The organism is Citrobacter sp. Colony219 (assembly GCF_019382635.1).
Classification (GTDB): Bacteria; Pseudomonadota; Gammaproteobacteria; order Enterobacterales; family Enterobacteriaceae; genus Citrobacter; species Citrobacter youngae.
On record NZ_CP080033.1, the window covers coordinates 1,120,660 to 1,142,457 of the forward strand.

Genomic DNA, 21,798 nt, shown 5'->3' on the forward strand with positions numbered 1-21,798 from the left:
GATGATGGAAAATTATAAACACACCACGGTGTTGCTGGATGAAGCCGTAAACGGCCTGAATATTCGTCCAGACGGCATCTACATTGATGGGACATTTGGTCGCGGTGGTCATTCACGTCTGATCCTCTCACAGCTTGGTGAAGAGGGACGTTTACTGGCAATCGATCGCGATCCGCAGGCTATTGCCGTTGCAAAGACGATTACAGATCCCCGTTTTTCCATCGTACATGGACCTTTTTCTGCGTTGGCTGACTATGTCGCCGAACGCGGACTGACCGGTAAGATCGACGGGATTCTTCTCGATCTTGGGGTTTCATCTCCGCAGCTTGATGACGCGGAGCGCGGTTTTTCGTTTATGCGTGACGGTCCGTTAGATATGCGTATGGACCCAACACGCGGTCAGTCAGCGGCTGAATGGCTGCAAACCGCCGATGAAGCAGACATTGCCTGGGTGATTAAAACCTTTGGCGAAGAACGCTTCGGCAAACGCATTGCTCGCGCCATTGTCGAGCGCAATCGCATCGAACCGATGACTCGCACCAAAGAGCTGGCGGAAGTGATTGCGGCGGCAATGCCGGTGAAAGACAAATTCAAACATCCCGCGACCCGTACCTTCCAGGCGGTGCGCATTTGGGTGAACAGTGAACTGGAGGAGATAGAGCAGGCGCTAAAAAGCTCGCTCAGCGTGCTGGCACCAGGTGGTCGCCTTTCGATAATCAGTTTCCATTCGCTTGAAGATCGCATTGTGAAACGCTTTATGCGCGAACAAAGCCGTGGTCCTCAGGTTCCGGCTGGAATACCGATGACCGAAGCGCAGATCAAAAAGCTGGGCGGCCGTGAGTTAAGAGCACTAGGCAAGATGATGCCGGGCGAAGAAGAGGTAGCTGAAAATCCTCGTGCCCGTAGTTCAGTTCTGCGTATTGCAGAGAGGACGAACGCATGATCAGCAGAGTGACAGAAGCCCTCAGCAAAGTTAAGGGATCGATAGGAAGCAACGAGCGCCATGCCTTGCCTGGTGTGATCGGTGACGATCTTTTGCGGTTTGGGAAGCTGCCACTCTGCCTGTTCATTTGCATTATTTTGACGGCGGTTACCGTCGTGACAACAGCACACCATACGCGGTTACTGACCGCGCAGCGTGAGCAGTTGGTTCTGGAGCGAGATGCGCTGGATATCGAATGGCGCAACTTGATCCTTGAGGAGAACGCGCTCGGCGACCATAGCCGTGTTGAACGGATCGCAACGGAAAAGCTGCAAATGCAGCATGTTGATCCCTCACAAGAAAACATCGTAGTACAAAAATAAGGATAAACGCGACGCATGAAAGCAGCGGCAAAAACGCACAAACCAAAACGCCAGGAAGAACAAGCCAACTTTATCAGTTGGCGTTTTGCGTTACTGTGCGGCTGTATTTTGCTGGCACTGGGTTTTCTGCTGGGTCGCGTTGCCTGGCTGCAAATCATCGCGCCGGACATGCTGGTGCGTCAGGGTGATATGCGCTCTTTACGCGTCCAGGAAGTGTCTACATCGCGCGGAATGATTACCGACCGCTCTGGTCGTCCGCTGGCGGTGAGCGTTCCGGTTAAAGCTATATGGGCCGACCCGAAAGAAGTACATGATGCAGGCGGAGTGAGCGTTGGCGAACGCTGGAGAGCGCTGTCAACCGCGCTGAATCTCCCGCTCGATCAACTGGCTTCCCGCATTAACGCCAACCCGAAAGGGCGCTTTATCTATCTGGCGCGTCAGGTAAACCCTGACATGGCTGACTACATCAAAAAACTGAAGCTGCCAGGTATTCACCTGCGTGAAGAGTCCCGCCGTTACTATCCTTCGGGAGAAGTGACCGCTCACCTCATCGGTTTTACCAACGTCGACAGCCAGGGCATTGAAGGCGTTGAGAAGAGCTTCGATAAATGGCTCACCGGACAACCGGGTGAACGTATTGTACGTAAAGACCGCTATGGCCGCGTCATTGAAGATATCTCCTCTACCGACAGCCAGGCGGCGCACAACCTGGCGCTGAGTATCGATGAGCGTTTACAGGCGCTGGTCTACCGTGAACTGAATAACGCCGTGGCGTTTAACAAGGCTGAGTCAGGCAGTGCGGTGCTGGTGGATGTGAACACCGGTGAAGTGCTGGCAATGGCCAACAGTCCGTCTTACAACCCGAACAATCTCACCGGTACGCCGAAAGACGCGATGCGTAACCGTACCATTACCGACGTGTTTGAGCCGGGTTCTACCGTTAAACCGATGGTGGTGATGACCGCGCTGCAGCGTGGCGTGGTACGTGAAAATACCGTACTTAACACCATTCCTTACCGAATTAATGGCCACGAAATTAAAGACGTGGCGCGTTATAGCGAATTGACCCTTACCGGGGTTTTGCAGAAGTCGAGTAACGTCGGTGTTTCCAAGCTGGCGTTAGCGATGCCGTCCTCAGCGTTAGTAGATACTTACTCACGTTTTGGGCTGGGAAAAGCGACCAATTTGGGGTTGGTCGGAGAACGCAGTGGCTTATATCCTCAAAAACAACGGTGGTCTGACATAGAGAGGGCCACCTTCTCTTTCGGCTATGGGCTAATGGTAACGCCGTTACAGTTAGCGCGAGTCTACGCAACGATCGGCAGCTATGGCGTTTATCGCCCGCTGTCGATTACCAAAGTTGACCCTCCTGTTCCGGGCGAGCGTATCTTCCCGGAAGCGACCGTACGCACCGTGGTGCACATGATGGAAAGCGTGGCGCTGCCTGGTGGCGGCGGCGTGAAGGCGGCGATTAAAGGCTATCGCATCGCCATTAAAACCGGTACGGCGAAAAAAGTCGGGCCAGATGGCCGCTACATCAATAAATACATTGCTTATACCGCAGGTGTTGCGCCTGCGAGTCAGCCGCGCTTCGCGCTGGTTGTTGTTATCAACGATCCGCAGGCGGGTAAATATTACGGTGGCGCCGTTTCCGCGCCGGTCTTTGGTGCCATCATGGGCGGCGTTTTGCGCACCATGAACATCGAGCCGGATGCGCTGACAACGGGCGATAAAAATGAATTTGTGAATAATCAAGGCGAGGCAACAGGTGGCAGATCGTAATTTGCGCGACCTTCTTGCTCCATGGGTGCCGGGTGCACCGGAGCGAGCACTGCGAGAGATGACACTCGACAGCCGTGTGGCTGCATCGGGCGATCTCTTTGTCGCAGTATTGGGTCATCAGGCGGACGGGCGTCGGTATATCCCGCAGGCGATAGCGCAAGGTGTGGCTGCCATTATTGCAGAAGCAAAAGATGAAGCTGCTGACGGTGAAATCCGCGAAATGCACGGTGTACCGGTTATCTATCTGAGCCAGCTTAACGAACGCTTATCTGCACTGGCGGGCCGTTTTTACCACGAGCCTTCTGAAAAAATGCGTCTGGTCGGTGTGACCGGAACGAACGGTAAAACCACCACCACCCAACTGCTGGCACAGTGGAGCCAACTGCTTGGTGAAACCAGTGCGGTAATGGGAACGGTAGGTAATGGCCTGCTGGGTAAAGTGATCCCGACGGAAAATACTACTGGTTCAGCCGTTGACGTTCAGCATGTGCTGGCGGGTCTGGTTGAACAGGGCGCGACCTTTGGCGCGATGGAAGTTTCATCGCATGGTCTGGTTCAGCACCGCGTGGCGGCGCTGAAATTTGCGGCCTCAGTATTTACCAACTTAAGCCGTGACCATCTCGATTATCACGGCGATATGGAGCACTACGAAGCCGCGAAATGGCTGCTGTATTCCACGCACCATTGCGGGCAGGCCATTGTTAATGCGGATGATGAAGTCGGTCGCCGCTGGCTGGCTAAACTTCCCGATGCGGTTGCCGTATCAATGGAAGACCACATTAACCCGAACTGTCACGGTCGTTGGTTAAAAGCGATTGACGTGGATTATCACGATAGCGGCGCGACGATTCGATTTGCTTCCTCATGGGGCGACGGCGAAATTGAAAGCCGCCTGATGGGGGCGTTTAACGTCAGCAATTTGCTGCTGGCGCTGGCCACACTGTTGGCGTTGGGGTATCCGTTAGCTGATTTACTGAAAACGGCGGCACGACTGCAGCCGGTTTGCGGGCGCATGGAAGTGTTCAGCGCGCCGGGCAAAACCACCGTGGTAGTTGATTACGCCCATACGCCGGATGCACTGGAAAAAGCGCTGCAGGCGGCCCGTCTGCATTGCACCGGCAAGCTGTGGTGCGTCTTTGGCTGCGGCGGCGATCGCGACAAAGGTAAACGTCCGTTGATGGGCGCCATTGCCGAGCAGTTTGCCGATGTCGTTGTGGTTACGGATGACAACCCGCGCACCGAAGAGCCTCGCGCCATTATCAATGACATTCTGGCGGGGATGCTGGATGCCGGGCAGGCCAAAGTAATGGAAGGCCGTGCTGAAGCGGTCACTAGCGCCATCATGCAGGCAAAAGAAAATGACGTGGTGCTGGTCGCTGGCAAAGGCCATGAAGATTACCAGATTGTTGGTGCACACCGTCTCGACTACTCCGATCGCGTGACGGCAGCACGTCTGCTGGGGGTTATCGCATGATTAGCGTAACGCTCAGCCAACTGGCGGAGATCCTCCGTGGCGAACTGAAAGGGGCCGATCTGGCCCTTGATGCGGTGACAACCGATACGCGTAAAGTGACGCCGGGCTGCCTGTTTGTGGCGCTGAAAGGCGAACGCTTTGATGCCCATGATTTTGCAGACAAAGCGCAAGAGAGCGGGGCCGGTGCGCTGTTGGTCAGCCGCCCGTTGGACACCGACCTGCCGCAGCTGATTGTGAAAGATACGCGTCTGGCGTTTGGTGAACTGGCGGCGTGGGTACGCGCCCAGGTTCCGGCGCGCGTTGTCGCGCTGACCGGCTCATCCGGTAAAACGTCCGTTAAAGAGATGACGGCTGCCATTCTGAGCCAGTGTGGTAACACTCTATATACCGCGGGCAACCTGAATAACGACATCGGCGTACCGATGACGCTGCTGCGCTTAAACAACGATTATGACTATGCCGTGATTGAACTTGGCGCCAATCATCAGGGTGAAATCGCCTGGACCGTTGGGTTGACGCGTCCGGAAGCGGCGCTGGTGAACAACCTGGCCGCCGCGCATCTGGAAGGCTTCGGTTCTCTGGCGGGCGTGGCGAAGGCAAAAGGTGAGATTTTTACCGGCCTGTCAGCGAACGGTATCGCCATTATGAATGCCGACAACAACGACTGGCTGAACTGGCAAAGCATCATCGGCGATCGCAAAGTCTGGCGTTTTTCGCCGAATGCGGCTAACAGCGACTTTTCGGCGGCCAACGTACATGTGACCTCGCATGGCACGGAATTTTCTCTGCAAACGCCGACCGGAAGCATTGATGTCCTGCTGCCGTTACCGGGTCGCCATAATATCGCTAACGCCCTTGCGGCGGCGGCGCTTTCTATGGCGGTAGGCGCGACGCCAGAGGCGATCAAAGCGGGTCTGAAAGATTTGCAAGCGGTCCCGGGACGTCTGTTTCCGATTCAACTCGCGGAAAATCAGCTGCTGCTGGACGACTCCTATAACGCTAACGTCGGCTCAATGACCGCAGCGGTACAGGTGCTGTCTGAAATGCCTGGCTACCGCGTGTTGGTGGTTGGCGATATGGCAGAGCTTGGCGCGGAAAGCGAAGCCTGCCACGTGCAGGTGGGTATCGCTGCGAAGGCGGCGGGTATCGACCGTGTGCTGAGTACAGGGAAACTGAGTCAGGCAATTAGCCATGCCAGCGGCGTTGGTGAGCATTTTGCGGATAAAACCGCGCTGACCGCGCATCTTAAAGCGCTGATTGCAGAACATCAGATCATGACGATTTTAGTGAAGGGTTCACGTAGTGCCGCCATGGAAGAGGTAGTACGCGCATTACAGGAGAATGGGACATGTTAGTTTGGCTGGCCGAACATTTGGTCAAATATTATTCCGGCTTTAACGTCTTTTCCTATCTGACGTTTCGCGCCATCGTCAGCCTGCTGACCGCGCTGTTCATCTCTTTGTGGATGGGCCCGCGCATGATCGCCCGCTTACAAAAAATGTCCTTTGGACAGGTCGTACGTAACGACGGTCCGGAATCGCACTTCAGTAAACGCGGTACGCCAACCATGGGTGGGATCATGATCCTCACCGCGATAGTTATCTCCGTACTGCTGTGGGCATATCCGTCGAACCCGTACGTATGGTGCGTGCTGGTGGTATTGATTGGCTACGGCATTATCGGTTTTGTCGATGACTACCGCAAAGTGGTGCGCAAAGATACCAAGGGCCTGATTGCCCGCTGGAAGTACTTCTGGATGTCGGTCATTGCATTAGGGGTCGCGTTTGCGCTGTATCTGGCCGGTAAAGACACTCCGGCGACCGAGCTGGTGGTGCCGTTCTTTAAAGACGTGATGCCGCAACTGGGGCTGTTCTACGTGCTGCTGGCGTACTTCGTGATTGTCGGTACCGGGAATGCGGTAAACCTTACCGACGGCCTGGATGGACTGGCGATTATGCCGACCGTGTTTGTGGCCGCCGGTTTTGCGCTGGTGGCATGGGCGACCGGTAACATGAACTTTGCTAACTATCTGCACATTCCTTATTTACGCCACGCTGGCGAATTGGTGATTGTCTGTACGGCGATTGTCGGCGCAGGTTTAGGCTTCCTGTGGTTTAACACCTATCCGGCGCAGGTCTTTATGGGCGACGTCGGTTCACTGGCACTGGGTGGCGCGCTGGGCATTATTGCCGTACTGCTGCGTCAGGAGTTCCTGTTAGTGATCATGGGCGGCGTATTTGTTGTAGAAACGCTGTCGGTCATTCTGCAGGTGGGCTCCTTTAAGCTGCGCGGACAGCGCATCTTCCGTATGGCGCCGATTCACCATCACTATGAACTGAAGGGCTGGCCGGAACCGCGCGTTATTGTGCGCTTCTGGATTATTTCGCTGATGCTGGTGCTGATTGGCCTGGCAACGCTGAAGGTACGTTAATCATGGCTGATTACCAGGGTAAAAAAGTCGTCATTATCGGTCTGGGATTGACCGGGCTGTCCTGCGTGGATTTCTTTCTGGCGCGTGGCGTGACGCCGCGCGTGATGGATACCCGTGCGACGCCGCCTGGCCTGGATAAATTACCGGAAGCGGTTGAGCGTCATGTTGGCAGCCTGAATGATGACTGGCTGCTGGCTGCCGATCTCATCGTCGCCAGCCCTGGTATTGCCCTGGCGCATCCTTCGTTGAGCGCCGCTGCTGATGCAGGGATTGAAATTGTTGGCGACATTGAGCTGTTTTGTCGCGAAGCACAGGCGCCGATCGTCGCGATCACCGGGTCCAACGGTAAAAGCACCGTCACGACGCTGGTTGGCGAAATGGCGAAAGCGGCCGGAGTAAACGTCGGCGTTGGCGGTAATATTGGCCTGCCTGCGCTGATGCTGCTGGATGACGAACGCGAACTGTATGTTCTGGAACTGTCCAGCTTCCAACTGGAGACAACCTCCAGCTTACGGGCTGTCGCGGCCACCATTTTGAACGTCACTGAAGATCATATGGACCGTTATCCGTTTGGACTGCAGCAGTACCGTGCAGCCAAACTGCGCGTCTATGAGAACGCGAAAGTATGCGTGGTCAACGCCGATGATGCGCTGACTATGCCGGTTCGTGGTGCAGATGAGCGTTGCGTGAGCTTTGGCGTCAATATGGGGGACTATCACCTGAATCGTCAGCAGGGCGAAACCTGGCTGCGAGTGAAAGGGGAAAAAGTCCTCAACGTGAAAGAGATGACGCTTACCGGCCAGCATAACTATACCAACGCCCTGGCAGCGCTGGCGCTGGCGGATGCTGCGGGTCTGCCACGGGCGTCGAGCCTGAAAGCACTGACCACCTTTACCGGTCTGGCGCACCGTTTTCAGTTGGTGCTGAACCATAACGGCGTACGCTGGATTAACGATTCGAAAGCCACCAACGTGGGCAGTACCGAAGCCGCGCTGAATGGCCTGCACGTTGACGGCACGCTGCACCTGCTGCTGGGCGGCGACGGAAAATCCGCTGATTTTATGCCGCTGCAACGTTACCTGAGCGGCAACAATATTCGTCTGTACTGCTTTGGTCGCGATGGCGCGCAACTCGCCGCTCTGCGACCTGATGTTGCGGAACAAACTGAAACCATGGAGCAGGCTATGCGTCTGCTTGCGCCGCGCGTGAAGCCGGGCGATATGGTGCTGCTGTCGCCAGCCTGCGCCAGCCTTGACCAGTTCAAGAACTTTGAGCAACGTGGCGACGTCTTTGCCCGTCTGGCGAAGGAGTTGGGTTGATGCGTTTATCTCTCCCTCGTCTGAGAATGCCGCGCGTACCGGGATTGGGTGTCCTGGCGTGGATCTTTGCGGCGCTTAAAGGCTGGGTGATGGCTTCGCGTGATAAAGACGCCGACAGCCTGATCATGTATGACCGCATGCTGCTGTGGCTGACCTTTGGTCTGGCAGCGATTGGTTTTGTGATGGTGACATCAGCATCGATGCCTGTAGGGCAACGCCTGGCGGGCGATCCTTTCCTGTTTGCTAAGCGTGACGCGTTGTACATCTTTCTCGCGTTTTGTCTGGCGATGGTGACGCTGCGTCTGCCGATGGAGTTCTGGCAAAAGTACAGTACGACGATGCTGATAGCCTCAATCATCATGCTGCTGATCGTACTGGTGGTGGGTAGCTCCGTTAACGGGGCGTCGCGCTGGATTGCGTTGGGCCCGCTGCGTATTCAGCCTGCGGAATTTACCAAGCTGTCGCTGTTCTGTTATCTCGCCAATTATCTGGTGCGTAAAGTGGATGAGGTGCGTAACAACCTGCGCGGCTTCTTAAAACCGATGGGCGTGATCCTGGTGCTGGCTATTTTACTGCTGGCGCAGCCTGACCTCGGTACGGTGGTGGTGCTGTTTGTTACCACGTTGGCGATGCTATTTTTGGCTGGCGCCAAATTGTGGCAATTCATCGCCATCATCGGCATGGGGATTTCGGCGGTCGTACTGCTGATCCTTGCCGAGCCGTATCGTATTCGCCGCGTAACTTCCTTCTGGAACCCGTGGGAAGATCCGTTTGGCAGCGGCTATCAGCTGACACAGTCTCTGATGGCTTTTGGTCGCGGTGAAGTGTGGGGCCAGGGATTGGGTAATTCAGTCCAAAAACTGGAGTATTTGCCGGAAGCGCACACCGACTTTATCTTCGCCATTATTGGGGAGGAGCTGGGTTATATCGGTGTGGTACTCGCTCTTTTAATGGTATTCTTCGTCGCTTTTCGCGCGATGTCGATTGGTCGTAAGGCGCTGGAAATTGACCACCGTTTTTCAGGTTTCTTAGCCTGCTCCATCGGGATTTGGTTTAGCTTCCAGGCGCTGGTAAACGTCGGCGCGGCGGCGGGTATGCTGCCAACGAAAGGTCTGACGTTGCCGTTGATCAGTTATGGTGGTTCAAGTTTGTTGATCATGTCGACAGCCATCATGTTTTTGTTACGTATTGATTATGAAACGCGTCTGGAAAAAGCCCAGGCGTTTACACGAGGTGCACGATGAGTGGTCAACCGAAGCGGTTAATGGTGATGGCGGGCGGTACCGGTGGACATGTCTTCCCGGGGCTGGCGGTTGCGCACCATTTAATGGCCCAGGGCTGGCAGGTTCGTTGGCTGGGCACCGCCGATCGTATGGAAGCGGACTTAGTGCCGAAACACGGCATTGAAATTGACTTTATTCGCATCTCCGGTTTGCGTGGCAAAGGTGTTAACGCGCTGCTTGCCGCCCCCGTGCGTATTTTTAATGCCTGGCGTCAGGCGCGCGCCATCATGAAGCAGTTTAAGCCTGATGTGGTGCTGGGTATGGGCGGCTACGTGTCCGGCCCTGGCGGTCTGGCGGCCTGGTCATTAGGCATTCCGGTAGTTCTGCATGAGCAGAACGGTATTGCGGGATTAACCAACAAATGGTTGGCGAAGATCGCGACGAAGGTGATGCAGGCCTTCCCTGGTGCTTTCCCGAATGCGGACGTGGTGGGGAATCCAGTGCGTACTGATGTCCTTGCACTGCCGTTACCCGAAGAACGTTTGGCTGGGCGTGAAGGTCCGGTGCGCGTGCTGGTCGTCGGAGGTTCGCAGGGCGCGCGCGTGCTGAACCAGACGATGCCGCAGGTCGCCGCTAAACTTGGCGACGCAGTGACTATCTGGCATCAGAGCGGTAAAGGCGCGCAGCAAACCGTTGAGCAGGCTTATGCCGATGCGGGACAACCGCAACACAAGGTCACTGAATTTATTGATGATATGGCGGCAGCCTACGCGTGGGCGGATGTCGTAGTTTGTCGCTCAGGCGCGCTGACGGTAAGCGAAATTGCTGCCGCAGGTTTGCCTGCACTGTTTGTGCCTTTCCAGCACAAAGACCGACAGCAGTACTGGAATGCGCTGCCGCTGGAGAAAGCGGGCGCCGCCAAAATTCTTGAGCAGCCGCAGTTTACTGTGGATGCCGTCGCTAACACCCTTTCCGGGTGGTCGCGAGAAACCTTATTAACCATGGCAGAACGTGCGCGCGCCGCATCCATACCGGATGCCACAGAGCGTGTTGCTAATGAAGTGAGCCGGGCTGCCCGGGCGTAATTGTGGTGATGCCTTTTGCATCGCATGAACTAAGAAGTTAATGGCTAAAGAATGAATACACAACAACTGGCAAAACTGCGTTCCATCGTGCCCGAAATGCGTCGCGTTCGGCACATCCACTTTGTCGGCATCGGTGGTGCCGGTATGGGCGGTATTGCCGAAGTTTTGGCCAATGAAGGTTATCAGATCAGCGGTTCTGACTTAGCGCCGAATCCGGTGACGCAGCAGTTGACGAATCTGGGCGCCACGATTTTCTTTAATCATCGCCCGGAAAACGTGCGTGATGCGAGCGTGGTGGTGGTGTCCAGCGCTATTTCTGCGGATAACCCAGAAATTGTTGCGGCCCATGAAGCGCGTATCCCGGTGATCCGCCGTGCGGAGATGCTGGCAGAGTTGATGCGTTTTCGTCACGGTATCGCCATTGCCGGGACCCACGGTAAAACCACGACCACGGCGATGGTCTCCAGCATCTATGCGGAAGCGGGTCTGGATCCGACTTTCGTCAACGGCGGTTTGGTGAAAGCAGCAGGCGTCCATGCTCGTCTGGGTCATAGCCGTTATTTGATTGCCGAAGCGGATGAGAGCGACGCGTCGTTCCTGCATTTGCAGCCGATGGTGGCGATTGTTACCAATATCGAAGCCGATCATATGGATACCTACCATGGCGACTTCGAAAATTTAAAGCAGACGTTTATTAATTTCCTGCATAACTTGCCGTTTTATGGTCGTGCGGTGATGTGCGTTGACGATCCGGTTATTCGCGAGCTGTTACCGCGAGTTGGCCGTCAGACTACGACCTATGGTTTCAGCGATGATGCTGACGTTCGCGTGGAAGATTATCAACAGATCGGCCCACAAGGGCACTTTACGCTGCTGCGCCAGGGGATGGCTGATTTACGCGTTACGTTAAACGCGCCGGGCCGCCACAATGCGCTGAACGCGGCGGCGGCGGTGGCAGTTGCAACAGAAGAAGGCATTGAAGACGAGGCTATTTTACGCGCGCTGGAAAGTTTCCAGGGGACCGGGCGTCGTTTTGACTTCCTCGGCGAGTTCCCGCTTGAGCCGGTGAACGGGAAAGCCGGAACTGCGATGCTGGTCGATGACTATGGCCATCACCCAACGGAAGTGGACGCCACGATCAAAGCCGCACGCGCAGGTTGGCCGGACAAAAATTTGGTGATGCTGTTCCAGCCGCACCGCTTCACGCGTACGCGCGATTTGTACGACGACTTTGCCAATGTGCTGACACAGGTTGATGCGCTGCTGATGCTGGACGTGTATGCCGCGGGCGAAGCCGCGATTCCGGGTGCAGATAGCCGCTCGCTGTGCCGTACCATTCGTGGTCGCGGTAAGATCGATCCTATTCTGGTGTCCGATCCGGCCCAGGTAGCGGAAATGCTGGCACCGGTATTAACCGGCAACGATCTGATTTTGGTGCAAGGTGCTGGAAATATCGGCAAAATCGCACGTTCCTTAGCTGAAATCAAACTGAAGCCGCAAAACCCGGAGGAGGAACAACATGGCTGATAAAATCGCGGTCCTGTTAGGGGGCACCTCCGCAGAACGAGAAGTGTCGCTGAATTCTGGCGCGGCTGTACTCGCCGGGTTGCGTGAAGGTGGTGTAGATGCCCATCCGGTTGACCCGAAAGAGGTTGATGTCACTCTTCTGAAATCAATGGGTTTTCAGAAGGTGTTTATTGCTCTGCACGGTCGCGGCGGTGAAGATGGTACGTTGCAGGGCATGCTGGAGCAGATCGGCCTGCCGTATACCGGTAGCGGCGTTATGGCATCGGCTATCTCAATGGACAAGCTGCGCAGCAAGCTGCTGTGGCAGGGGGCTGGATTGCCTGTTGCGCCATGGGTGGCATTGACCCGTGCTGAGTTTGAAAAAGGACTTAGCGATGAAGTGGTTACGAGAATTTCTGCGTTAGGCTTGCCGTTGATTGTGAAGCCAAGCCGTGAAGGTTCCAGCGTCGGGATGTCAAAAGTTGAAGAAGAAAATGCTTTGCAAACTGCATTAGCATTGGCTTTTCAGCATGATGAAGAAGTACTGATTGAAAAATGGCTCAGTGGGCCAGAATTCACAGTTGCGATACTCGGCGAAGAAATTTTACCGTCAATACGTATCCAACCCGCGGGAACCTTCTATGATTATGAGGCGAAGTATCTGTCTGATGAGACACAATATTTCTGTCCTGCAGGTCTGGAAGTTGGCCAGGAGGCCGAATTACAGGCGTTAGTCCTGAATGCGTGGAATGCATTGGGCTGTAAAGGCTGGGGCCGTATTGACGTCATGCTGGACAGCGATGGCCAGTTTTATCTGCTGGAAGCGAATACCTCTCCGGGTATGACCAGCCACAGCCTGGTGCCGATGGCGGCGCGTCAGGCGGGCCTGAGCTTCTCGCAGTTGGTGGTTCGAATTCTGGCGTTGGCGGACTGATATGTCGCAGGCTGCGCTGAACACGCGAAACGGTGATGAAGAAGAGGTAGCCTCCTCACGCCGCAATAATGGAACGCGTCTTGCAGGAATTCTGTTTCTGCTGACAGTGCTGTGCACCGTGTTTGTCAGCGGCTGGGTAGTGTTGGGATGGATGGAAGATGCGCAGCGTTTGCCATTGTCGAAGCTGGTATTGACCGGTGAGCGACATTACACGCGCAATGACGATATTCGTCAGTCCATTCTGGCGCTGGGCGCTCCGGGAACCTTTATGACTCAGGATGTGAACATCATTCAGAGTCAGATTGAACGCCTTCCCTGGATTAAGCAGGCGAGCGTCAGAAAGCAGTGGCCTGATGAATTGAAGATTCATCTGGTTGAATATGTGCCAATAGCGCGTTGGAATGACCAACATATGGTGGATGCCGATGGCAATACGTTCAGCGTCCCAACCGGTCGGGCCAATAAGCAGGTATTACCCATGTTGTATGGCCCGGAAGGCAGCGCGAGTGAAGTGTTGCAAGGGTTCCGCGATATGGGACAGGTGCTGGCTAAGGATAGATTCACCCTGAAGGAAGCGGCGATGACCGCTCGTCGTTCCTGGCAGTTAACGCTTAATAACGATATTAAGCTCAATCTTGGCAGGGGCGATACGATAAAACGTTTGGCTCGCTTTGTGGAACTCTACCCGGTTTTACAGCAGCAGGCGCAAACCGATGGCAAACGGATTAGCTACGTTGATTTGCGTTATGACTCAGGAGCGGCAGTAGGCTGGGTTCCCTTGCCTCCTGAGGAATCTAATCAGCAACAGAATCAGGCACAGGCAGAACAACAATGATCAAGGCGACGGACAGAAAACTGGTAGTTGGACTGGAGATTGGCACCGCGAAGGTAGCCGCTTTAGTAGGGGAAGTTCTGCCCGACGGTATGGTCAATATCATTGGCGTGGGCAGTTGCCCATCGCGAGGTATGGATAAAGGTGGGGTGAATGACCTTGAGTCAGTGGTGAAATGCGTACAGCGCGCCATTGACCAGGCTGAACTGATGGCAGATTGCCAGATTTCCTCAGTGTATCTGGCGCTTTCAGGTAAACATATTAGCTGTCAGAATGAAATTGGTATGGTGCCCATTTCCGAAGAGGAAGTGACCCAGGAAGATGTGGAAAATGTTGTGCATACGGCAAAATCCGTACGTGTGCGCGATGAACATCGTGTACTGCACGTTATTCCACAGGAATACGCCATTGACTACCAGGAAGGCATTAAAAATCCGGTCGGGCTTTCCGGCGTGCGTATGCAGGCAAAAGTACATCTGATTACCTGCCACAACGACATGGCGAAGAACATCGTCAAAGCCGTTGAACGCTGTGGCCTGAAAGTTGACCAACTTATATTTGCCGGGTTGGCAGCCAGTTATTCCGTGTTAACGGAAGACGAACGTGAGCTGGGTGTCTGCGTGGTCGATATTGGTGGTGGTACAATGGACATCGCCGTTTATACTGGCGGGGCGTTGCGCCATACCAAAGTAATCCCTTATGCAGGGAATGTGGTCACCAGCGATATCGCGTATGCCTTTGGTACGCCGCCGAGCGATGCTGAAGCCATCAAAGTGCGTCATGGTTGTGCGCTGGGTTCTATCGTTGGTAAAGATGAGAGCGTTGAAGTGCCAAGCGTCGGTGGTCGTCCGCCACGCAGTCTGCAACGTCAGACTCTGGCTGAGGTCATTGAGCCGCGTTATACCGAGCTGCTTAACCTGGTCAACGAAGAAATTTTGCAATTACAGGAACAACTTCGCCAGCAGGGTGTGAAACATCATCTGGCGGCGGGGATTGTGTTAACCGGTGGTGCTGCGCAAATTGAAGGTCTTGCGGCCTGCGCTCAGCGCGTGTTTCATACGCAGGTGCGTATTGGTGCGCCGCTCAATATTACCGGTCTGACAGATTATGCCCAGGAGCCGTATTATTCAACGGCAGTGGGGTTGCTTCATTACGGGAAAGAATCCCATTTAAGTGGTGAAGCTGAAGTTGAAAAACGTGTAACGGCATCAGTTGGCTCGTGGATTAAACGACTCAATAGTTGGCTGCGAAAAGAGTTTTAATTTTTATGAGGCCGGCAATAATTACGGCCTCAGGCGACAGGCACATACACAACGTCATTCAAGTTGCATCGCGACGGCAACTGAGCGAATCTCCTGGAACATAGTTTACTATGTGACGGGAGTGAGTGAAGGCAGCCAACAAAGAGGCGGCTTGAAGGATAAAGTGTAAAACGGAGAGAGAAACTATGTTTGAACCTATGGAACTGACCAATGACGCGGTGATTAAAGTCATCGGCGTCGGCGGCGGCGGCGGTAATGCCGTTGAACACATGGTGCGCGAGCGCATCGAAGGTGTTGAATTCTTCGCGGTGAATACCGACGCTCAGGCGTTGCGTAAAACGGCGGTTGGACAGACCATTCAGATTGGTAGCGGCATCACCAAGGGTCTGGGCGCGGGTGCAAACCCGGAAGTCGGTCGCAATGCGGCAGACGAAGACCGTGAAGCTCTGCGTGCAGCGCTTGACGGCGCAGACATGGTGTTCATCGCAGCAGGCATGGGCGGCGGGACCGGGACCGGTGCAGCGCCAGTGGTTGCTGAAGTAGCAAAAGATTTAGGTATTCTGACCGTTGCTGTCGTGACTAAGCCTTTCAACTTTGAAGGCAAGAAGCGTATGGCATTTGCGGAGCAGGGTATCACCGAGTTGTCCAAACATGTGGACTCTCTAATTACTATTCCGAACGACAAACTGCTGAAAGTGCTGGGTCGCGGTATCTCCCTGCTGGATGCGTTTGGCGCAGCGAATGATGTGCTGAAAGGCGCAGTCCAGGGTATCGCTGAACTGATTACCCGTCCGGGCCTGATGAACGTCGACTTTGCAGACGTGCGCACCGTGATGTCCGAAATGGGCTATGCGATGATGGGTTCTGGCGTGGCGAGCGGTGAAGATCGCGCTGAAGAAGCGGCTGAAATGGCTATCTCTTCACCTCTGCTGGAAGATATCGATCTGTCTGGCGCGCGTGGCGTGCTGGTTAACATTACTGCGGGCTTCGACCTGCGTCTGGATGAGTTCGAAACCGTGGGTAACACCATCCGTGCATTTGCATCGGATAACGCGACTGTGGTTATCGGTACTTCTCTGGACCCGGATATGAACGACGAACTGCGCGTTACCGTTGTTGCCACTGGAATTGGTATGGACAAGCGTCCTGAAATCACTCTGGTGACCAACAAGCAGGTTCAGCAGCCGGTAATGGATCGTTACCAGCAGCACGGCATGGCGCCGTTGACGCAAGAGCAAAAACCGGTAGCGAAGGTGGTTAACGACAATACGCCGCAGACCACTAAAGAGCCGGATTATCTGGATATCCCTGCATTCCTGCGTAAGCAAGCTGATTAAGAATTAGCTGGAATTTGGGGATTGTGGCTCTTTGTGCTAAACTGGCCCACCGAATGTATAGTACACTTCGGTTGGATAGGTAATTTGGCGAGATTATACGATGATCAAACAAAGGACTCTTAAACGTATCGTTCAGGCGACTGGCGTCGGTTTACATACCGGCAAAAAAGTCACCCTGACATTACGCCCTGCGCCGGCCAACACCGGGGTCATCTATCGTCGCACCGACTTGAATCCTCCGGTAGATTTCCCGGCCGATGCCAAATCTGTGCGTGATACCATGCTCTGTACGTGTCTGGTCAACGAGCATGATGTGCGGATTTCAACCGTTGAGCATCTTAATGCTGCTCTGGCGGGCTTAGGTATCGATAACATCGTTATTGAGGTTAATGCCCCGGAAATCCCGATCATGGATGGTAGTGCTGCTCCGTTCGTCTACTTGCTGCTTGATGCAGGTATTGAAGAACTGAACAGTGCGAAGAAATTTGTCCGCATCAAAGAGACCGTTCGCGTCGAAGATGGCGACAAGTGGGCTGAGTTTAAGCCGTTTAATGGTTTTACGTTGGATTTCACCATCGACTTTAACCATCCGGCGATCGACTCCAGCACCCAGCGCTATGCGATGAACTTCTCTGCTGATGCGTTCATGCGTCAGATCAGCCGTGCGCGTACTTTCGGCTTCATGCGTGATATCGAATATCTGCAGTCCCGCGGCCTGTGCCTGGGCGGCAGCTTCGATTGTGCCATCGTTGTTGACGATTATCGCGTACTGAACGAAGACGGCCTGCGTTTTGAAGATGAATTCGTTCGTCACAAAATGCTCGACGCGATCGGTGACTTGTTCATGTGTGGTCACAACATTATTGGTGCATTTACCGCGTATAAATCCGGTCATGCATTGAATAACAAACTGTTGCAGGCGGTCCTGGCAAAACAGGAAGCCTGGGAATATGTGACCTTCCAGGACGACGCAGAACTGCCGCTGGCGTTCAAAGCGCCTTCGACCGTACTGGCATAACGACATACGTTGTCGTATAAATTCGACTGGTCAATCTGGCACTCTCTCCGGCCAGGTGAGCCAGTCGTTTTTTTTATCCTCCAATAGCTCACCGTCTTTTTCGATGCGGCTTTTTTCCCGCTGTCAGATTAAAATACTGAGCGATCGCTGCTTTCTTAAGCATATTTACCCGCGACTTGCGTCATTACTGCTGTGGTGCGAACGCATTAATGGTAATATTTGTGCGCAAAAAATGGTTTTGCATTTATAACCCCAAACGCAGGGTAGATCAGGTGGCAATAACGTGAGTGGAATACTGACGCGCTGGCGACAGTTAGGCAGACGGTACTTCTGGCCGCATCTCTTATTAGGGATGGTCGCGGCAAGTTTTGGCCTGCCCGCGATCGGTAATGCTGCTGAACCTAATACCCCCGCGAAGGCGACCGCCAGCAATCACGATCAAGGCGCTAAAGTTAACTTTAACCAGCTTGCTTTGCTGGAAGCCACTAACCGTCGCCCGAATTTTACTGTTGATTATTGGCATCAACATGCCATTCGTACGGTTATACGCCATCTTTCTTTTGCTATGGCCCCTCAGGCGCTGCCCGTTGCCGAAGAGCCGTTGCCAATCCAGGCGCACCATCTTGCGTTACTGAATACGCTTAGCGCGATGCTGACGCAGGAAGGCAGACCGCCGGCGACAGTAAGTCGCGTGACATATGCCCATTTCACTTCTCAGGCCGCGTTTAGTGTTCCTGTCTGGATAAGCCAGCAGCAGGGTATCCGCGCTGGTCCTCAACGCCTCAGCTAAAAAAGAACCTTCCAACTTATAATTTTTGACTCCGCACCGCGGGGCGTTTGAGATTTTATTATGCTAATCAAATTATTAACGAAAGTATTCGGTAGCCGTAACGAGCGTACGCTGCGTCGTATGCGCAAAGTAGTCAACGTCATCAACGCGATGGAACCGGAGATGGAAAAACTCTCCGATGATGAGCTGAAAGCGAAGACCGCTGAATTCCGCGCCCGTCTGGAAAAAGGTGCCAGCGTGGAAAGCCTGATCCCGGAAGCATTTGCGGTAGTCCGTGAAGCGAGTAAGCGTGTGTTCGGTATGCGTCACTTCGACGTTCAGCTGCTGGGTGGTATGGTCCTCAACGATCGCTGTATCGCAGAAATGCGTACCGGTGAAGGTAAAACCCTGACCGCAACGTTGCCAGCCTACCTGAACGCATTAAGCGGGAAAGGTGTACACGTCGTTACTGTGAACGACTATCTGGCTCAGCGTGACGCCGAAAATAACCGCCCACTGTTTGAGTTCCTCGGTATGACCGTAGGTATCAACATGTCAGGTCTGCCGGCTCCGGCCAAGCGTGAAGCTTACAATGCTGACATCACTTACGGTACCAACAACGAATACGGCTTTGACTACCTGCGCGACAACATGGCGTTTAGCCCGGAAGAGCGCGTTCAGCGTAAACTGCATTATGCGCTGGTCGATGAAGTCGACTCCATCCTTATCGATGAAGCACGTACTCCGCTGATCATTTCCGGCCCGGCTGAAGACAGCTCGGAAATGTACAAGAAAGTGAACAAAATCATTCCAAACCTGATCCGTCAGGAGAAGGAAGATTCTGACACATTCCAGGGCGAAGGCCACTTCTCTGTCGATGAGAAATCGCGCCAGGTTAACCTTACCGAACGTGGTCTGGTTCTGATTGAAGAACTGCTGGTGAAAGAAGGCATTATGGATGAAGGCGAGTCGTTGTACTCTCCGGGCAACATTATGCTGATGCATCACGTGACTGCTGCACTGCGTGCACATGTGCTGTTCACCCGTGATGTAGACTACATTGTGAAAGACGGCGAAGTTATCATCGTCGACGAACACACCGGACGTACCATGCAGGGGCGTCGCTGGTCCGACGGCCTGCACCAGGCTGTTGAAGCCAAAGAAGGCGTAGAAATCCAGAACGAAAACCAGACGCTGGCTTCTATCACCTTCCAGAACTACTTCCGCTTGTACGAAAAACTGGCCGGTATGACCGGTACAGCAGATACCGAAGCGTTCGAATTCAGCTCTATCTACAAACTGGATACCGTAGTGGTGCCGACCAACCGTCCGATGATCCGTAAGGATTTGCCGGATCTGGTGTACATGACCGAAGCGGAAAAAATTCAGGCCATTATCGAAGATATTAAAGAGCGTACCGCGAATGGTCAGCCGGTGCTGGTGGGGACTATCTCCATTGAGAAATCTGAAGTGGTCTCTAACGAACTGACCAAAGCCGGTATCAAGCATAACGTGCTGAACGCCAAGTTCCACGCTAACGAAGCAGCAATCGTCGCACAGGCAGGCTATCCTTCAGCCGTGACCATTGCCACTAACATGGCGGGTCGTGGTACGGATATCGTGCTGGGCGGTAGCTGGCAGGCAGAAGTCGCCGAGCTGGAAAATCCGACAGAAGAACAAATCGCACAGATTAAAGCTGACTGGCAGGTGCGTCACGACGCGGTGTTGGCCTCCGGTGGTTTGCACATCATTGGTACCGAACGTCATGAATCTCGCCGTATCGATAACCAGCTGCGTGGCCGTTCCGGTCGTCAGGGGGATGCGGGTTCTTCTCGTTTCTACCTGTCGATGGAAGATGCGCTGATGCGTATTTTTGCCTCCGACCGCGTGTCTGGCATGATGCGTAAATTGGGTATGAAGCCAGGTGAAGCGATTGAACATCCATGGGTAACCAAAGCGATTGCTAACGCGCAGCGTAAAGTAGAAAGCCGCAACTTCGATATTCGTAAACAGCTGTTGGAATACGATGACGTTGCCAACGATCAGCGTCGTGCCATCTACAGCCAGCGTAATGAACTGCTGGATGTGTCCGACGTTAGCGAAACCATCAACAGCATTCGCGAAGATGTCTTCAAAGCCACCATTGATGCGTACATTCCGCCGCAGTCACTGGAAGAAATGTGGGATATTCCGGGTCTGCAGGAACGTTTGAAAAACGATTTCGACCTCGAGATGCCGATTTCAGAGTGGCTGGATAAAGAGCCTGAGCTGCACGAAGAAACGCTGCGCGAACGTATTCTGGCAAACGCCGTAGAAGTTTATCAGCGTAAAGAAGACGTTGTGGGCGCAGAGATGATGCGTCACTTCGAAAAAGGCGTGATGCTGCAAACTCTCGACTCCTTGTGGAAAGAGCACCTTGCGGCGATGGACTATCTGCGTCAGGGTATCCACCTGCGTGGTTATGCGCAAAAAGATCCGAAGCAGGAATATAAACGCGAATCCTTCTCTATGTTTGCATCAATGCTGGAATCACTGAAGTACGAAGTGATCAGCACCCTGAGCAAAGTTCAGGTGCGTATGCCTGAAGAAGTAGAAGCGATGGAGCAGCAGCGTCGCGAAGATGCTGAGCGTTTAGCGCAGATGCAGCAACTGAGCCACAAAGATGATGAGTCTGCTGTCGCAGAAGAGCTGGCGGCACAAACCGGCGATCGTAAAGTGGGACGTAACGATCCGTGCCCTTGCGGTTCCGGTAAAAAATACAAACAGTGCCATGGCCGTCTGAGCTAAGAAAATAACTCACTGAAAAGGCGCAGAATTCTGCGCCTTTTTTATGGACGATAAATATGAAAGTACTGCAAATCGCTGTTGGAATTATTCGTAATAAGCACAACGAGATTTTTATCACTCAGCGTGCCGCCGATGCTCATATGGCAAATAAGCTGGAGTTCCCCGGCGGAAAAATAGAAGCGGGCGAAACGCCGGAACAGGCGCTGGTTCGCGAGCTACAGGAAGAAGTTGGTATTACGCCGACTCAAAGCTCATTGTTCGAAAAGCTGGAGTATCAGTTTCCGGACAGACATATCACGCTGTGGTTCTGGCTGGTTGAAAGCTGGGAAGGAGATCCATGGGGAAAAGAGGGGCAGCCCGCGCAGTGGATTGCGCAAGCCGCTCTGAATGCGCAGGATTTCCCGCCCGCGAATGCGCCGGTCATTGAAAAGTTGATTGCTGGCTAATGGTGTTGTAGGCCGGATAAGGCAACGCCGCATCCGGCAAATTATTGCGGGGACGCAACGCTTATCCGGCCTGCCGTTGTCGCTGAATTACTTCTGCTCTTCGCTCCAGTCATCGCTTTCTGACAGATCGCCGGAGCTTGGGATACGCTTCTCTTCCGCGGCCCATTCACCAAGGTCGATTAACTGACAACGTTTGCTGCAGAATGGACGAAACGGACTGACTTCTGCCCACACGACTGCTTTACCGCAGGTTGGGCAGTTTACGATAGTTTGTTCAGACATCTTAAC

Annotated in this window: 19 protein-coding genes; 18 read left to right on the forward strand and 1 reads right to left on the reverse strand. The window is 54.0% G+C overall.

Features of this window, described 5'->3' with window-relative positions; all coding sequences use genetic code 11:
- The first annotated feature begins 1 nt into the window (after position 1).
- The 18 genes from rsmH to mutT all read left to right on the forward strand — a co-directional run bounded on the left by rsmH (position 2) and on the right by mutT (position 21,510).
- Complete coding sequence (rsmH, locus tag JTI85_RS04900) at positions 2 to 943, forward strand: 16S rRNA (cytosine(1402)-N(4))-methyltransferase RsmH (protein WP_006686694.1); 942 nt, start codon at positions 2 to 4, stop codon at positions 941 to 943.
- Positions 940 to 1,305 carry a cell division protein FtsL gene (gene ftsL / locus JTI85_RS04905; RefSeq protein ID WP_000625651.1) on the forward strand — a complete coding sequence of 122 codons (366 nt, stop codon included), beginning with the start codon at positions 940 to 942 and terminating at the stop codon, positions 1,303 to 1,305. The genes rsmH and ftsL overlap by 4 nt, the downstream gene beginning before the upstream one ends.
- Positions 1,306 to 1,320: 15 nt before the next feature.
- Positions 1,321 to 3,087, forward strand: a complete 1,767-nt coding sequence (gene ftsI, locus JTI85_RS04910) for a peptidoglycan glycosyltransferase FtsI (RefSeq protein ID WP_003018783.1) — start codon at positions 1,321 to 1,323, stop codon at positions 3,085 to 3,087.
- Positions 3,074 to 4,561 (forward strand): UDP-N-acetylmuramoyl-L-alanyl-D-glutamate--2,6-diaminopimelate ligase, encoded by a 1,488-nt coding sequence (gene murE, locus JTI85_RS04915; RefSeq protein ID WP_048212698.1) that lies wholly within the window; start codon positions 3,074 to 3,076, stop codon positions 4,559 to 4,561. The genes ftsI and murE overlap by 14 nt, the downstream gene beginning before the upstream one ends.
- Positions 4,558 to 5,916, forward strand: a complete 1,359-nt coding sequence (gene murF / locus JTI85_RS04920; protein WP_199954284.1) for a UDP-N-acetylmuramoyl-tripeptide--D-alanyl-D-alanine ligase — start codon at positions 4,558 to 4,560, stop codon at positions 5,914 to 5,916. The genes murE and murF overlap by 4 nt, the downstream gene beginning before the upstream one ends.
- The gene (mraY, locus tag JTI85_RS04925) at positions 5,910 to 6,992 is read left to right on the forward strand and encodes a phospho-N-acetylmuramoyl-pentapeptide-transferase (protein ID WP_003018774.1); all 1,083 of its coding nucleotides are present in this window, start codon (positions 5,910 to 5,912) and stop codon (positions 6,990 to 6,992) included. Before murF ends, mraY begins: the two co-directional genes overlap by 7 nt.
- A 2-nt stretch (positions 6,993 to 6,994) precedes the next feature.
- A complete protein-coding gene (gene murD / locus JTI85_RS04930; protein WP_199954283.1) occupies positions 6,995 to 8,311 on the forward strand; it encodes a UDP-N-acetylmuramoyl-L-alanine--D-glutamate ligase in 1,317 nt (438 codons plus the stop codon).
- Positions 8,311 to 9,555, forward strand: a complete 1,245-nt coding sequence (ftsW, locus tag JTI85_RS04935; protein ID WP_048212695.1) for a cell division protein FtsW — start codon at positions 8,311 to 8,313, stop codon at positions 9,553 to 9,555. The genes murD and ftsW overlap by 1 nt, the downstream gene beginning before the upstream one ends.
- A complete protein-coding gene (gene murG / locus JTI85_RS04940; protein ID WP_219352206.1) occupies positions 9,552 to 10,619 on the forward strand; it encodes an undecaprenyldiphospho-muramoylpentapeptide beta-N-acetylglucosaminyltransferase in 1,068 nt (355 codons plus the stop codon). The genes ftsW and murG overlap by 4 nt, the downstream gene beginning before the upstream one ends.
- A 51-nt stretch (positions 10,620 to 10,670) precedes the next feature.
- The gene (gene murC / locus JTI85_RS04945; protein WP_061067244.1) at positions 10,671 to 12,146 is read left to right on the forward strand and encodes a UDP-N-acetylmuramate--L-alanine ligase; all 1,476 of its coding nucleotides are present in this window, start codon (positions 10,671 to 10,673) and stop codon (positions 12,144 to 12,146) included.
- Entirely contained in the window at positions 12,139 to 13,059 is a 921-nt protein-coding gene (locus tag JTI85_RS04950; protein ID WP_116360674.1) for a D-alanine--D-alanine ligase, read from the forward strand. Before murC ends, JTI85_RS04950 begins: the two co-directional genes overlap by 8 nt.
- Position 13,060: 1 nt before the next feature.
- Complete coding sequence (ftsQ, locus tag JTI85_RS04955) at positions 13,061 to 13,894, forward strand: cell division protein FtsQ (protein WP_101741386.1); 834 nt, start codon at positions 13,061 to 13,063, stop codon at positions 13,892 to 13,894.
- Complete coding sequence (gene ftsA, locus JTI85_RS04960; RefSeq protein ID WP_003018755.1) at positions 13,891 to 15,153, forward strand: cell division protein FtsA; 1,263 nt, start codon at positions 13,891 to 13,893, stop codon at positions 15,151 to 15,153. Before ftsQ ends, ftsA begins: the two co-directional genes overlap by 4 nt.
- Before the next feature lie 185 nt (positions 15,154 to 15,338).
- The gene (gene ftsZ / locus JTI85_RS04965) at positions 15,339 to 16,490 is read left to right on the forward strand and encodes a cell division protein FtsZ (RefSeq protein WP_003018753.1); all 1,152 of its coding nucleotides are present in this window, start codon (positions 15,339 to 15,341) and stop codon (positions 16,488 to 16,490) included.
- 100 nt (positions 16,491 to 16,590) lie between these two features.
- Positions 16,591 to 17,508 carry a UDP-3-O-acyl-N-acetylglucosamine deacetylase gene (gene lpxC / locus JTI85_RS04970; RefSeq protein ID WP_061067246.1) on the forward strand — a complete coding sequence of 306 codons (918 nt, stop codon included), beginning with the start codon at positions 16,591 to 16,593 and terminating at the stop codon, positions 17,506 to 17,508.
- 283 nt (positions 17,509 to 17,791) lie between these two features.
- Positions 17,792 to 18,298 (forward strand): secA translation cis-regulator SecM, encoded by a 507-nt coding sequence (secM, locus tag JTI85_RS04975; protein ID WP_061067247.1) that lies wholly within the window; start codon positions 17,792 to 17,794, stop codon positions 18,296 to 18,298.
- Between the two features lie 60 nt (positions 18,299 to 18,358).
- Positions 18,359 to 21,064: a preprotein translocase subunit SecA gene (secA, locus tag JTI85_RS04980; RefSeq protein ID WP_115600965.1), complete on the forward strand. Its 2,706-nt coding sequence runs from the start codon at positions 18,359 to 18,361 to the stop codon at positions 21,062 to 21,064.
- A 56-nt stretch (positions 21,065 to 21,120) separates the two neighbouring features.
- Entirely contained in the window at positions 21,121 to 21,510 is a 390-nt protein-coding gene (gene mutT / locus JTI85_RS04985; RefSeq protein WP_115600964.1) for an 8-oxo-dGTP diphosphatase MutT, read from the forward strand.
- 87 nt (positions 21,511 to 21,597) lie between these two features.
- Here the strand turns inward: mutT and yacG are convergent, their stop codons facing one another.
- Positions 21,598 to 21,792, reverse strand: coding sequence for a DNA gyrase inhibitor YacG (yacG, locus tag JTI85_RS04990; protein ID WP_005124648.1), 195 nt, complete (start codon positions 21,790 to 21,792; stop codon positions 21,598 to 21,600).
- Positions 21,793 to 21,798: the final 6 nt, after the last annotated feature.

Coding starts and splice junctions, on each gene's coding strand:
- ftsL (WP_000625651.1), top strand. CDS start 940: ATGATCAGCAGAGTGACAGAAGCCCTCAGCAAAGTTAAGGGATCGATA.
- murF (WP_199954284.1), top strand. CDS start 4,558: ATGATTAGCGTAACGCTCAGCCAACTGGCGGAGATCCTCCGTGGCGAA.
- murG (WP_219352206.1), top strand. CDS start 9,552: ATGAGTGGTCAACCGAAGCGGTTAATGGTGATGGCGGGCGGTACCGGT.
- lpxC (WP_061067246.1), top strand. CDS start 16,591: ATGATCAAACAAAGGACTCTTAAACGTATCGTTCAGGCGACTGGCGTC.
- ftsA (WP_003018755.1), top strand. CDS start 13,891: ATGATCAAGGCGACGGACAGAAAACTGGTAGTTGGACTGGAGATTGGC.
- murD (WP_199954283.1), top strand. CDS start 6,995: ATGGCTGATTACCAGGGTAAAAAAGTCGTCATTATCGGTCTGGGATTG.
- ftsZ (WP_003018753.1), top strand. CDS start 15,339: ATGTTTGAACCTATGGAACTGACCAATGACGCGGTGATTAAAGTCATC.
- secA (WP_115600965.1), top strand. CDS start 18,359: ATGCTAATCAAATTATTAACGAAAGTATTCGGTAGCCGTAACGAGCGT.
- ftsW (WP_048212695.1), top strand. CDS start 8,311: ATGCGTTTATCTCTCCCTCGTCTGAGAATGCCGCGCGTACCGGGATTG.
- mutT (WP_115600964.1), top strand. CDS start 21,121: ATGAAAGTACTGCAAATCGCTGTTGGAATTATTCGTAATAAGCACAAC.
- yacG (WP_005124648.1), bottom strand. CDS start 21,792: ATGTCTGAACAAACTATCGTAAACTGCCCAACCTGCGGTAAAGCAGTC.
- mraY (WP_003018774.1), top strand. CDS start 5,910: ATGTTAGTTTGGCTGGCCGAACATTTGGTCAAATATTATTCCGGCTTT.
- JTI85_RS04950 (WP_116360674.1), top strand. CDS start 12,139: ATGGCTGATAAAATCGCGGTCCTGTTAGGGGGCACCTCCGCAGAACGA.
- ftsI (WP_003018783.1), top strand. CDS start 1,321: ATGAAAGCAGCGGCAAAAACGCACAAACCAAAACGCCAGGAAGAACAA.
- rsmH (WP_006686694.1), top strand. CDS start 2: ATGATGGAAAATTATAAACACACCACGGTGTTGCTGGATGAAGCCGTA.
- murC (WP_061067244.1), top strand. CDS start 10,671: ATGAATACACAACAACTGGCAAAACTGCGTTCCATCGTGCCCGAAATG.
- ftsQ (WP_101741386.1), top strand. CDS start 13,061: ATGTCGCAGGCTGCGCTGAACACGCGAAACGGTGATGAAGAAGAGGTA.